Here is a 13,399-nt window from a genome sequence, read left to right as displayed (position 1 = left end):
GGTCAGCCCCTGCCTTCCGCCGTGGTCCACTGCGCCAGCCACGCGTCGTTCTGGGTGGCCAGCAGCGTCTCGCACTCGGCGACGACCTCGTCGCCGAGCCGCCCCGACCGCCACCGGTCGCGCAGCGACTCCAGGCGCCGCGCGGTCCGGTCGTAGGTCAGGGCGAGGTACTCGTGCCGACCGGCCGCGCCGTGCGCGGCGACGGCGGTCGCGGCCGTGGTCAGCGCGCCGATCCACCCGGCGGCGTGCGGGTTCCCGGTCGCCGCCAGGCCCGCCAGGCCCGCGGCGGACACGGCCAGCACCAGCTGGGCGACGCGGAACCGCCCGGCCCAGGCCGCCATCCGCGCCGCGGCGGGACCGTAATAGCCCTCCAACTGGCCGGTGAGCCGGACGTCCACGTAGGACGCCACGTCGCGCACGGCGGGCACCGCGCGGTCGTCGGGCCGCTGCCGGGCGACCCGCGCGCCGGTCGCCTCGTCGTCGGGCAGCAGCCCGGTCGTCCGCCGGTCCAGCACGGCGTCCCGGTCGTCGCCGCGGTACGGGTCCGCGCCGGCGAGGAACGTGTGGACCTCCGCCTTCAACGCCTCCGACACCGCGCGGAGCCGGGTCACCGTGCGCACGTCCACGACGGCCGGGCTCGCGAGCACCGCGACCACCGCCGTCGCGCTCGCGCTCACCGCGGCGAGCGCGGCGGACCCCGTGGCCGCGGCCGCCGCGCCCGCCACCGCCGCCACGACCACCAGCAGCAGCACGGCCCGGCGCGCCCGGACCGACTCGGCCTTGGCCCGGTCGGCCGCGCGGGACCAGCGCCGCTGCGCCCGCCACGCGCGCACGACGGCCGCGTCCGCGTCAGGCACTCTGCACCACCCCCAGGACCAGGCCGACCAGGAACAGCAGCGCGCCCATCAGCACCAGCATCGGCACGCTGCGCAGGATGTCCTGCCACGTCGAGACGGCGGGCAGCGGCACGGGTTCCGGGCGCGCGGCGGGCGGTGGCGGCGGCTCGGGCGGCCGGTGCGCGGCCGGGTCGGCGCACCACGCCGCCGACCAGTCCGGCGGCCCGGCGGGCAGCCCGCGGTGCCGCAGCTCCCGCACGCCGACGGCGGGCAGCAGCAGGTCGGACCGGCCGGCCGCCACCGACTGCTCCTCGACGGCCCGCACGAGCGCGGGGGAGGTGCGGCGGTCGGCCACGATCAGGCTCAGCTCGACCAGCGTGCGGCGGTCGTCGAGCCGCAGGTCCTCCATCCGGTCGCCGAAGCACAGCCGGGTCACCGCGCGGTAGAGGTGCGGCAGCCGCCTGCCGACGACGTCGATCCGCGCTTCGGCGTCGTGGCCGTCGCCGACGAACCGGCGGTCGAACAGCACGCCGCGCAGCGCGAACCGACCGCCCGGCGACTCCTCCGGCCCGGCCGCCGCCAACGCGTCCAGCGCGCGGGCGGCCTCCTCCGGCCGGTCGGCCGCCACCAGGGCCCGTGCCAGGTCCAGGCGGGTGGGCGGCGCGGCCTGCCCGGCGTGCGGCCGGAGGCCGTCGACGGTCCGCGCGGCGGGGAACCGGGTCGTGTCACCGGTGGTGCCGACGTCCTGCCCGCGGCCGTCGTGTCCGGGGCTCTCGGGTCCGGGGCTGTCGTGTCCGGGGCTCTCGGGTCCGCCCCCGGTGACGCCTCCACCGGTCGTGCCCTGCCGGCCGGCGTCCTGCTCGATGGCGCTCCGCTCGACGACGTTCGGCTCGGTGGCGTCCCGGTCGGTGGCGCTGTGGTTCGGGGCGCTGTGGTCTGGGGCGCTGTGGTCTGGGGCGCTGCGGTCGCCGGTGGCCCGTCCCGCGGAGTCCGGCGCGGCGGTGCGGTGCGTGGTGTCGCCGCCGGGGAAGGCCGCCCCCGCGAAGGGCCGGCGCGCGGCGTCGCCACCGGAGAAGACGACCGGATCGGTCCCGCGGCGCACGCCGCCGGCACCGGCCTCCGCGCCGGCCGCGTCCCGCGCGGACGGGCCGTCGACCGAGGGGTCCGATCCGCCGAGCGCGAGCACCCCGCCCGACGCCCGCGCCGCCACCACGTCCCGCAGCGCGTCGAGCCGCCCGCGCACGTCCGCGACCTCCCGCAGCCGCACCCGCGACAGCAGCGTCGCCAGCCCGGCCACGTCGCCCCGCCGGTACTCCGCCACCAGCGCGGTCGCCGCCTCCGCCTGCCAGTCGTCGGCCGGCGCCGAGTCCAACCGCACCAGCGATCCCGCGTACTGCGTGACGCCGCGCTCGTAGTCGCCCAGGAAGATCACCTCGGCGGCGTCCTTGAGCCGCTGGTGCACGCTCTGCTCGTGGGTCGAGAACGTCCAGCGCCGCACCAGCTCGGCGCCCGCCCACACCTCGGTCAGCACGTCGAGCAGCTCGCGCAGCAGCGGCACGCGGTCGGCGTGCTCCGCGCCCACCACGGTCAGGTTGCCGTACGGGTCCCGCAGGTGGGCCGCGACCAGCGCGGTGAGCCAGCCCGGACTCGCCCGCCGCCCGTCGGCGGGCACGGTGGGCAGGTCGCCGCCGTCGATACCGGCCAGCCGCCGCGCCGGGTCCGCGTCGCCGAGCCAGCCGCCCCACCCCGCGAGGCACAGCGCCCGGCGCGGCGTCAGCACGGTCGGCGCGCCCACCAGCGCGTGCGCCGAACCGCGCGCGCTGCTCCACCCGTCGTTCCTGCGCCGCACGACCGCCACGCCGAGCTGGTCGAACGCGAAGTACGACAGGCTCGTGTCCGGCACGTCGTGGTCGTGCAGCGACTGTAGGCGCACCAGCGGCAGCAGGCGGTTCTCCCACGCCCGGCTGCGGCCGCCGGGCAGCGAACTGCCACGGCACGCGACGCCGTGCTCGCCCGGCCCGAACACGAGCTGGTCCACCGCCGGTCCGGGCTCACCTGGTCTGGACATGCCAGCGACCCACCTTCCGCGCTTCCGGGCCGGCGAGCACACCGGTCATGGCCAGCAGGGCGATCAGCGGGCGCAGCACGCGCATCGGCCGCACGCCCCGGACGAACTTGCGGTCCACCGGCTCCGCACCGGTCGCCGACGCGAAGTGCAGCGTGCACAGCGGGAACTCGTGGAACGGCGACAGCGACGAGTGCGCGCCGTGCTGGTGCAGGAAGCCGTACACGTCCCGGCTCTCCTCCAGCATCGCGTCGGCGTCGAGCACCCCGTCGTCGTCCCGCCGTATCCACCGGTCCACCGGCGGCAGGTAGCGCAGCCGGTCGGACTTGTTGAGCACCAGCGCCGCCGGCGTGCGGTCGACCATCCCGAGGTCGGACAGCCGGCTGAGGACGTTCTGGAACGGCTTGTTGGCGCCCTCGGTGCTCTCCGGCTCGTGGTTGCGGATGCCCAGCGCGTGCTCGGGCGTCTCGACGAACAGCAGCGCGTCCACGCCGATGACGAACCGCGCGGTCCGGCCCAGGTCCTCGCCGCCCTCCAGGAAGTCCTCGCCGGAGATGTCGAAGAACGTCACCGGCCGGGTCCCGGCGGCCGAGGTGAGGGTCATGACGCTGGCGAAGCCGCTGAGCCCGTGCCGGGTGCCCGGCAGCTCCTCGGCGCGCTCCAGCCTGCGCAGCTGCTCGGTCTCGAACCGCTGGTGCAGCTGGAGGTCCATCGCGCGGGCGGACACGCCGCACCCCTGGAGGCCGCCGCGTTCCAGCTCGGCGATCACCGAGGTGAGCAGGTGCGTCTTGCCGCTGCCCGACCGGCCGACCAGGCCGACCACCAGCGGCGGCCCGTAGTCCAGGTAGGACGCCGGCAGGTGGTGCGGCTCGGTGTCGTCGGACGGGTTGGGGCACCGCTGGTAGCAGCCGCGCCGCATGTCCCGGCGCTTCACCGGGTCGTTCACCGCGCTGAGGTCCACCAGCTCGTAGCGGCCCACCTCGTCGGTGGTCGCCCACAGCTCGTCCTCGCGCCAGTCGAACTGGTCCAGGCACACCGGGCAGCGCACGCGCGGCCCGGTCGTCGGCGCGGTCACCTGGCCACCTCCAGCACGACCCAGACCACCAGCGCCGCCACGACGACCGCCGCCGTGACCGCGAGCCGCCACGCCGGTCGCGGCGGCTCCGGCGGCGGTGGCGGCGGCTCCGCCGCGGGCGGCGCCAGCTTCGCCACCAGCACCTCGTCGAAGCGGGCCCGCGACCGCGCGAAGTCCCGCACCGCGCTGTCGCCGCGCTCCGGCACGGTGTCGGGCGCGCGCAGCCGGGACAGCAGCTCCGCCGCCGTCGGGCGGTCCGCCGCCGCCGGCGCGAACACCCCGGCCAGCAGCTCGCCCACGGCCGCGCCGAACCGCTCGGGCACCGGCTGCGACCCCGGCGGCTCGCCGGTCACCGCCTCCAGCACCACCGCGCCCGCCGACCACAGGTCGTCCGCGGGCGACGCCGCGCCCTCGGCCGCGTGCTGCGCGGGTGAGCACCACCGGCTCTTGCCGTTGCGCACCCTGGGCTCGCCGATCAGCACGGCGTGCTCGAATCCGCCCACCTGCACCCGCCCGTCGTCCCACCACACGGTGTCCGGGGTGAGCCCGCCGTGCACCAGCTTCGCGGCCTCCAGCAGCCGCAGCGCCCGGAACAGGCCCGCCGCGAACGCGTGCTGCTGCTCGGTGAGCAGCTGACCGGCCCGGTCCGCCACCGGCACGCCCCGGTAGCGCTCCACCAGCACGAACGGCTCCTCCCCGTCGATGTCGTAGCCGACCATCCGGGACAGCTCGGCCGGGTAGGCGTCGGCCGGGAACCGCCGCAGCAGCCGCGCGCCTGCCCGGACCTCCCGGTCCAGCAACAGGTACAGGCCGGGGTTCACGCGGCCGGCCTCGCGCGGCACGCTCTTGTGCACCAGGTGCCTGCCCTCGGCGGTGACCAGCGACCGCACGGCCAGCTCGCACCGCACCACCGGCGCGTCGTCGGCCTCCCGCACCTCCACGCGCCGCGCCTGGTACCGGTAGTCGCGGTAGTCCACGAACTGCCACGCGCCCGCCATCACGCACTCCCTCGGTTGTGCGGCCAGTAGGTGCGCACGACCTCGCCGCGCAACGGCACGAGCCGCACGACGCCCGCCGCGAGGGTGCTGCTCGTCCAGCACGTCTCCAGCAGGGGGTCGACACCCGCGCCCGCCAGGTGCGCCTGCGCCAGCAGCGGCGCGAACCGCACCACCTGGATGTCCTTCGCCTCGTGCTTGAGGTCCGCCAGGTCGCGCGGCGCGCACAGCTGGCGCATCTCCTCGCGCCCGGTGCGCTGCGTCACGGCCTCGATCTCCGGCACCCGGCGCAGCGTCTCGGAGATCAGCAGCTCCCGGTTGCCGTCGGACCGGCCGAACGGGGGAGCGGCCTGCACGCCCTTCTCCGTCAGGTGCACCCGGTAGTCGCCGAACAGGTGCCGCACGCGGTCGCGGACGCCCAGCCCCACCGTCTCCAGGCCGCGCCGCGACGCCAGGCCGGCCCAGCACGGGGTCAGCGCCTCCAGCGTCAGGTCCGCCAGGTCGTCCGACACCACCGGCGACACCAGCGGGTTGTCCACCACGACGCGCGGCGCGTCGGCCTCGGCGGCGATGCCGCGCAGCACGTCCGCCGCGTCGTCCAGCGCGCCCGCGACCGTCCGCATGGCGTCGGACCAGAACCGCAGCCGGTCGGCCTGCCGCCAGCCCCGGTCCACCACCTCCTCCAGCACCGAGCGCAGCGCCGCGACGGCCGCACCGGCCTCCGCGGTGGCCACGTCCGCGTGCCACCGGCCGACCGCGCGCCGCCAGCACGCGCCCAGCAGCACCGCGAGCCCCACGGCCGCGGCGACCGTCGCCGGCGCGACCGCCTCCACCGGCACGGGCCACGGGACCGCCCGCGCCGCGACCACGCCCGCCGCCACCGCGACCGCGTGCGCGACGACGGGCAGCAGCGCCACCGCGGTCGACTCGTCGGGCACGCGCGGGCGGGACAGCGACGTCCGCAGCACCGCGCACACCCACGCCAGGCCCAGCACCGGACCCAGCCACCAGAACGCGCCGGGCAGCAGCGCGGCCACGCCGACGCCCACCGCCGCCGCGGGCAGCGCCGCCGGCGGCGCCACCCAGCGCGGGAACGCCGCCGGCTCCCGCAGCCGCGCGCCCAGCTCCGCCGGGCACACCTCGTCGACCCGGCGCGCCACCTGCCCCGCGCCGCGCGGCGCGAGCCACGTCGCGCCGCCGCGCAGCCCGGCCGCCAGCTCGGTCAGCGACCGCCCGGCGCGCAGCTCGTCGGTGACCCGCGCGCGCAGCCCGCCGGCCACCTCCGCCGGCTCCACCGGCAGGCGGGGCGGCAACCCCAGGTCCGGCACCGCGACCGACGTCGACGCGCCCGCGCCCGTCCGCAGCGCGATCTCGTCCGCCGTCGCGCGCACCACCTCGGCGAACCCGTCCAGGTGGTGGCCGGTGGCGATCACCGACTCCCGCGCGGCGGTCGCGTCCTCCAGCCCGAGCAGCCCGGACCAGCCCGCCAACCGCCGCACCGAGGCGTCCGCGTGGTGCGCCTGGCTCGCCGCGTCCCGCCACGCGCGGTCCAGCGCCGAGCCCTCGATCACGAACCCGGTCTCGTCGGGGCGGCCCTCGACGCCGGGCGGGGTGATCACGTCGACCACGCCGCTCTGCGCGGTCAGCCGCGGCACCGCCTGCCACACGGCCGCCGTCACCTGGCCCGCGTCGATGTAGCCGGACACGGTGTGCAGGCCGGGGCTCGCGGTGGCGTGCGGTATCTTGCGCGCCCGCTCGACCACCTCGTCGAACACGTCGCGGATGGTCAGCGCCTCCACCAGCTCGCCCAGCCCGGCGCGGCCGTCGACGCCGGGCGGCAGGCCGCGCACGCTGTCCGGGCTCCACCACACGCCGCGCGGGTCGCCGACCCACAGCACCGCCGAGCCGTCCTGCGACAGCACCGCGGGCAGCCGCAGCTCGGCGCCAGAGTCGGTCTTCCCGGTCGGGCCCACCACGACGCAGACCACGTTGAGCCGGTCCACGTACAGGTGCTGGAACTCCGCGAAGTCCGCGGCCAGGTCGCGCGTGTCGGCGACCACGAGGACCCGCTGCGGCAGGCGGCGCTCCCCGCTCCGGGTCGTCCGCAGCCACGTCAGCGCCAGCTCCCGGTCGTCCACCAGGTCCAGGTAGTGCACGGGTTCGTTCGGAGCGGTCATCGGTCCATCCACTCCTCGAGCTCCCGCAGCGACGCCTGCACCGGCGCGTTGGCGCGGAACGGCAGGTCGAGCGCGGCCGGGAACGTCCCGGTCCAGAACGCGCGCAGCTGCGCGGCGCGGCTCGCGCCCGCCTTGCCCAGCCCGCTGAGCGCCGCGTTGATCGACGCCGCCTGGTCGCGGGCCAGCTTCACCACCGTCCGGTACAGGTCCGACGGCGGGTTCGGCGTCTCGTCCACCCGGTGCGGCAGCACGGTCATCAACCGCGCCCCGAAGTCGCGGCGGATGCCCTCGTCGTCGGTGAGCGTCCACTCCTCGTACGCCGACAGCACGCTGGCCCACGACGACATCCGGAAGTAGTCGGTCAGGCCCAGCCGCATGGACACCTCGTCGTGCCCGCCCAGCCGGACCACGATCGCCGTCGGCGACTCCGGGTCGCCCTCGACCTGCACCTGCCCGTTCCACAGCGCGCACAGCAGCCGGTGCAGGATCAGCACCCGGTGCTCCTCGGCGGTGGCCAGGTAGCTGTAGTCGTAGCCGGTGCGCTGCCGCCACTTCAGGAAGTCGTGGTCCATCGGCCGCCGCTGTGCGTCCGCCCACGTGCGCAGCACCTCGCGCAGCTCCGGCACCTCGGTGACGCTCATCGACGTGCGGAACAGCACCACCGCCATCGACTCGGCGCTGGTGGGCCGGAAGTCGACCACGGTCTCCGCGTCGCGGTGGAAGTTCACCTCCTGCTGGAGGTAGCGCTGGACGTCCGGGTTCGCGCTGTCGGCCGGGTAGGTGAACAGCACCTTCATCGGTCCCGCGCCCGGCGGTGTGAACCCGCCCGGCACCAGGCCCGCGACCTTCTGGCGGAACTGGGCCAGGTCGTCCTCGCCGACCGTCGCCACGTCCGACCCGGCCGCCGCCGCCAGCAGGTCCTGCAACGCGGGCAGCAGCGGCTTGGTCTCCGGGTCCTTGTGCCGGAACATCAGCTGCACCTCGCGCTTGAGCCGGTCGCGCACCGTGCCCACTGCCTGGTGCGGGTCGCCCTGCACGGCCGTCCGGTACGCCGTCCGCCACGCCTCCGCGCCCAGGATCTCGTTGACCAGCTCGCCGGTGGTGGCGGTCGGCCGCAGCCTGCCCTGCCCCGCGTACACCTCGATGAACCGCCGCCGCACCGCCTGGTAGAACGGCTCCAGGTCGCCGCCCTGCGGCGGCAGCAGGTAGGACACGCCCACCCGCGGCCGGTACAGCTCGCGGGCCCGCCGCCGGAACCGCGGCGCGTCGGACCGGGCGTGCTCCAGGAAGGCGTCCACGGTGGACCGCAGTTCGAGGTCGGCGCGGCGCAGCGTCCGCTCCCAGCGCAGCGACTGCTCGTCCCACGCCGCGTGCCACAGCCGCCGCGCCCGCCACTTGTACCAGCGGTTCTGGTCGTCGATCGCCTCGCGCACCACCGGGTCGGCCCACTTCACCCGGCTGAACAGCCGGTTGCGGATCTGCTGGGCCTGCGGCGGCGCGAGGGTCAGGCCGGCGGGCGCCTCCGGCTCGCCCCGCCTGCTCTCCAGGATGCGGGCGAAGCCGCGCTGGTCGGCCGGGTCGGCCAGGGCCGGGTGCCCGGCGAACACCCGGTGCAGGCGGAACAGGTCCAGCTCGCCGAGCAGCAGCTCGGCCGCGCGCTGCGGGTCGAAGTCCTGCGCGAGCTTCGGCACCCGCTGCACCAGCTGCTGCTCCAGCGCGGTGAGCGCCGACTCCAGGGTCTGCACGCGGGTGTTGAGCGCCCGCAGGACCGCCTCGGCCCCGATCGCGATCGGCGGCTCGGTGAACTCGATCGGGGCCCGCAGCCGCAGCGCGTCCAGATTGGACCCCGTGAAGAACTGCTCGATGGCCTCGCGGTTGTTCTCCGCGCGCCCCGGCGGCGGCTCCACCAGCTCGGTGACCGCCTCGGCCAGCAGCCGCGAGCCGACCAGCTCGGCCAGCTCGTCCACCGGCACGGTCAGCGAGGCCACCAGGCTGGTGGACACGCCCCGGTTGCCGATGCCGCTGGGCGAGGGCAGCTCCCGCTCCGCGGCGCGGTTGACGAAGTCGTCGGCGAAGGACTGGTAGATCCGGTCGGTGCCCTGCGCCAGCGCGCTGCCCTCGGTGGGGCCGGTGCCGATCAGCGACAGCATCAGCGACACCACCGACCGGTGCAGGTCCTCCCGCTCCACGCCCGCGCTGCGGCTGAACAGGAACGCGGTCTGCGCCGTGCCCGCGCGCAACCGCAGCTCCTCGCCGGTGGGGTAGCGCACCGACAGCGCGCCGGTGATGCCCGCGTCGTTCAGCTCGGTGCCCGCCGACTGCGAGTTCTGGTCGTCCACCAGCCGGAACAGGTCCAGCAGCGCGCGGCCCGCGTTCAGCCGCGCCGGCCGACCGCCGCCCAGGCCCTCGTCGAACGCCGACGGCATCAGCACCAGCGGGTAGATCCGGGCCCGGTAGCCGTTGCGCGCCAACGCGTCCCCGACCAGGTGCAGGTAGTCGTAGAAGATCCCGCTGCCGGTGCCGCCCGCCACCGAGAACGCCACGAACACGTCGCACGAGCCGTTGAGCCTGCCGCCCAGCCGCGTCAGCTCGCCCGCCGACTTGTTGATCGCGCCGATCGCCCGGTTGATCGGGCCCTGCACCGGGCCGAGGCCGGTGCGCAGCGTCTCGAACAGCGCGGCCCGGCCCACCGTGGGGAACTGGCCAGCGCCCTTGGCCAGCGGGCCGATGCGGGGCTCGCCGTCCACCGGCGGCAGCCAGTCCACCGCGCCGCCCGCGTTGAGGCGCAGGCTGCGCGCCACCTCGGGGTAGGTGTCCTGGCGCGGCACGAGGTCCTTGACCAGGTGCATGGTCCGCTCGGCGGCGGGCAGGTGCTCCTCGCCGGGCACCACCCGGCGCTGGAGGCGGGTGAACTCGTCCTCGCTGAGGTCGGCGTAGACGAACTGGAGGCACGACGGGAGCTGGTACGGCAGGGCGTTCTCCGTGCTCAGCAGCTCCTGGAGGTTCGTGCCGTCCGGGCCGCACAGCTCGCCGCGCAGCCTGCGCTCCAGCTCCGCGCCGATCAGGCAGCCGGTGCCGCCCAGTCCCACGAACAGGACCGGTTGGTAGATCTTCATGGGTGCTCCTCGTCCGGTCCAGGGTTCACAGCAGGTCGTCGTCGGCGGGTGGGCCGGCGGTCGGGCCGGAGTTGCGGTGGGCCGACGCCGCGGCCCTGGTCGGCGGTGACGGCGGTGGCGCGGCCGGGCGGGGCGCGCGCGTCCGCGGCGGGCGGGCCCGGCGCTCGTCGTGGCAGGTCAGCTCCACGTCCGGGGCGATGTGCTCGGGGTGGCCGACGCGCAGGTCCAGCGTCCGGCCGTCGAGGTGCCGCAGCACGAGCCGACCGTCGTCGGCGCGCCGCAGCTCGTAGGCGTTCTCGGCGGGGGTGGCGTGGTTGACCACCAGCGCGCCGTCGGACTCCTTGGCGGTGAACCGGAACACCTGCGCCGGCTTGTCCGGCGCGTGCAGCGAGGTGGACCGGCCGGCCCGGTCCAACTGCACCCGCAGCCCGCGCACGTCCCGGTGGCGCTTGCGCCGGGCGAACCGCGCCAGCAGGAACACCGCCATGAGGGCGACCACCGCGGCCAGCGTGATCCACAGCCACAGCAGCCGCTCGAACAGCGTCGGCGGGTAGGACACGGCGACGGTGAACTGGAGCGAGTGCCACACGGTGTCCGGGTCGGCGTCGTCGACGACCCGGATGACGCCGGAGTTGACGCCGATGACGGTGTTCTCGGCGAACTGGAGGGTGAACGGGTGCTTGCTCTCGCCGGACGGCGGCAGGTCGAGCACCGCGGGTGAGACGGCGACGACCGTGCCCGGACCGGGGTTGCCGACCACCAGCCGGACCTTGCGCGGCCGTCCGCTGTCGTTGGTGACGCTCAGCTCGCCCGCGCGCGTGCCGCCGGGCGGGGTGAACGGCTCGGTGGTGGTCAGGCGCGTGACGGCGCGGACGCGGGCCGGTCCGCTCGCGACCCGGCCGTTCTGGGTGCGCTCGTCGCCCTGGATGCCGATGCCGGACACGCCGCCGGTGAACCGCAGCTCGCCGCCGGCGCCGGCGGGTATCGTGCCCGCGCCGCTGAACACGCCGTCGGCGGCCTCGGCGTCGGGCGCCCGGCCGTCGTCGGCCAGCGGCACGGGGAAGCGCTGGAAGCCGTCGCCCCCGATGGCCGCCGAGAAGGTCAGCCCGGACAGCGAGGCCGGGTCGGTGACCGTGCGCCGCCTGGTCTGGAGCGAGACGCTGATCGCCACCTGCTGCCCGGCGGCGGGCGTCGGGTTGTCCACCGTCATCAGCGCGCGGGCCGCGCCCTGCCAGACGACCGTGGACGTCACGCGCTGCGCCGGGCCGCCCTCGGGCGTGGTGAGCTTGATCTTCCACTTGCCGGGCACCGGGTTGACCACCCGCAGCGCCTCGACCGAGTCCTGCTCGCCGCTGACCTGGAAGGTCGAGTCGCCCTGGTCGCCGGACTTGGGCACCGCGCGGCCCTCGGGGTCCTCGTAGGAGACCTGGATGCGCGGGTCGCGGCGGAACACCACGATGGACCCGTCGGTGGCGATGGCGGGGATGTCGACCACCGCCTCGACCGTGCCGCCCGGCTTCGACGTCGTCTCCACCAGCGCGCCCGCGCCGGCGCACCGGGCCGCGCTGAACGCCTCCAGCATGGTCCGCACGACGTCGTTCGGGTCGGCGACGACCGTGGCCCTGGGCGGCGGCGACTTCTCGGCGCAGGTCTGCTGGTGGCCGCCCGCCGCGAACTCCGCCAGCCTGCCCTCGTCGATGTCGGCGCCGAAGCCCAGCGGCCACAGCTGCACGCCGGCGTTCTTCGCGTTGGCCAGCTCACCGCGCAGCGCGTCGCGGGCGGCCCGGTTGCGGAGGTCGCCCGCGTTGTCCTTGCCCCACAGCGGGCTGTCCGCGACGTTCAGGTTGCCGTCGGTGAGCAGGAAGACGATCTTCGGCTGGTCCTTCGGCGCGGACCGCAGGTCGACCAGGGCCTTGCGCAGGGCGCTCACGTGGTCGGTGCCGTCGCCCTGCCCCGGCTCGCGCCTGGTGAGCTTCTGCACGCACGAGGAGAGCGTTTCGCGGTCCTGCGCGGATTTCACCGCGGTCGGCCCGCAGCCCGGTTCCACCGCCAGTTGCGGGCCGTCGGCGTCGTTGTCGCTGGCGAATCCCGCCACACTGACCGTGGAACCCGGTGCGAATTCACCGAGCGCGATCAGCAGCGCGGCCTCCTTCTCCCGGTCCAGCGCGGACTGGTCGATGCTGCTCGATTCGTCGACCAGCACCACCATGTGCAGCGGCTGGACCTGCGGATCGTCCTGCCGGGCCGCACCCGCCGTTCCGGCGGCGGACACCGGGGCCGTCGCCGCGGTGAGCGCGAACACGGCCACCAGGGACGTGCGGAAAAAGCGCGCGGCACGCGCCGCGTGACCGGTTGCCGTTGCGGTCAACTCTCTGCCCTCGCTTGCCCTTCGGTGTCGTGGCGGTTTTTGCGCGCAGCGGGGCGGTCCAGCCTTCTTCATCGCGCTGAACTGGGGTTCCAGCAGCCTTGACGCCATGTCGGGTCGCATCGAGGAATGTGGTCCGGCGAGCGGGACGGCAGGGAAAAGGCGCGCACGGTGAAGTCCTCCGCACTTGTGCGGACAGCTGGCTCGGCCTCGGTGGACAGCGCTCCGTCACTCCGTGGTGGGTCGAATTCGATGTGGATATCCGAGGTATACACCATCAGCGACTGGCTGTTACCGCGCGCGGCGGCGTTCACTCGACCGGCCTAAGTTCACCCCGCCTCTGGCGAGAATTGGCGGACACCGTTCGGTAACGGCGAGGTCAACCGACCGAAACGATCAGGGGTCGGCCGACACGGACGGCTCAACAGGCGCAGTATTACGGAGTTCGCAAAGGGGGTCTGGGGTAACTTGCCGCGCTCGCGGAAAACCGAGGAGGAATCGGAAAAGTCGTGCCCTGATCAATCCGGGGAGAAGGCGATCGGTGCTCCGGTCGCGCGCAACCGTCGACCTCGCGGTTGACCGCGCCCGGCGCCGGCAACCCTCCGGGCGACCACCGAGGAGGATCGGATGACCACACCGGAACCCGACGAGCGGCAGCTCGAGCGGACCCAGCAGCTCATCGACGAGGCCGAGGCCGCCGCGCGGGACCTGCGGGAGAAGACGCCGGACCCGTTCCCGGAGTCGGAGCAGGCCCAGCCGTCCTGAGCCGC

General features: G+C 75.5%; 8 protein-coding genes. 1 reads left to right on the top strand and 7 read right to left on the bottom strand.

Annotated elements, in window-relative coordinates; genetic code table 11:
• Positions 1-2: 2 nt before the first annotated feature.
• The 7 genes from C8E97_RS20175 to C8E97_RS34765 are packed head-to-tail and all read right to left on the bottom strand — an operon-like array spanning position 3 to position 12,632.
• The gene (locus C8E97_RS20175; RefSeq protein WP_121007099.1) at positions 3-857 is read right to left on the bottom strand and encodes a DUF4231 domain-containing protein; all 855 of its coding nucleotides are present in this window, start codon (positions 855-857) and stop codon (positions 3-5) included.
• A complete protein-coding gene (locus C8E97_RS20170; RefSeq protein WP_147455180.1) occupies positions 850-2,904 on the bottom strand; it encodes a hypothetical protein in 2,055 nt (684 codons plus the stop codon). The genes C8E97_RS20175 and C8E97_RS20170 overlap by 8 nt, the downstream gene beginning before the upstream one ends.
• Positions 2,888-3,976, bottom strand: a complete 1,089-nt coding sequence (locus C8E97_RS20165) for an ATP-binding protein (protein WP_121007097.1) — start codon at positions 3,974-3,976, stop codon at positions 2,888-2,890. The genes C8E97_RS20170 and C8E97_RS20165 overlap by 17 nt, the downstream gene beginning before the upstream one ends.
• The gene (locus C8E97_RS20160) at positions 3,973-4,974 is read right to left on the bottom strand and encodes a protein kinase family protein (protein WP_121007096.1); all 1,002 of its coding nucleotides are present in this window, start codon (positions 4,972-4,974) and stop codon (positions 3,973-3,975) included. Before C8E97_RS20160 ends, C8E97_RS20165 begins: the two co-directional genes overlap by 4 nt.
• Positions 4,974-7,148 (bottom strand): hypothetical protein, encoded by a 2,175-nt coding sequence (locus C8E97_RS20155; protein WP_121007095.1) that lies wholly within the window; start codon positions 7,146-7,148, stop codon positions 4,974-4,976. Before C8E97_RS20155 ends, C8E97_RS20160 begins: the two co-directional genes overlap by 1 nt.
• A complete protein-coding gene (locus C8E97_RS20150; protein ID WP_121007094.1) occupies positions 7,145-10,264 on the bottom strand; it encodes a tubulin-like doman-containing protein in 3,120 nt (1,039 codons plus the stop codon). The genes C8E97_RS20155 and C8E97_RS20150 overlap by 4 nt, the downstream gene beginning before the upstream one ends.
• Positions 10,265-10,289: 25 nt before the next feature.
• Positions 10,290-12,632: a VWA domain-containing protein gene (locus C8E97_RS34765; protein WP_170211924.1), complete on the bottom strand. Its 2,343-nt coding sequence runs from the start codon at positions 12,630-12,632 to the stop codon at positions 10,290-10,292.
• Between the two features lie 624 nt (positions 12,633-13,256).
• On the opposite strand from C8E97_RS34765, the gene C8E97_RS34760 reads away from it, so the two are divergent.
• Positions 13,257-13,394 carry a hypothetical protein gene (locus tag C8E97_RS34760; RefSeq protein ID WP_170211923.1) on the top strand — a complete coding sequence of 46 codons (138 nt, stop codon included), beginning with the start codon at positions 13,257-13,259 and terminating at the stop codon, positions 13,392-13,394.
• Positions 13,395-13,399 lie beyond the last annotated feature (5 nt).

The organism is Saccharothrix australiensis (assembly GCF_003634935.1).
Lineage (GTDB): Bacteria > Actinomycetota > Actinomycetes > Mycobacteriales > Pseudonocardiaceae > Actinosynnema > Actinosynnema australiense.
This window is presented reverse-complemented; position numbering and strand designations above follow the sequence as displayed.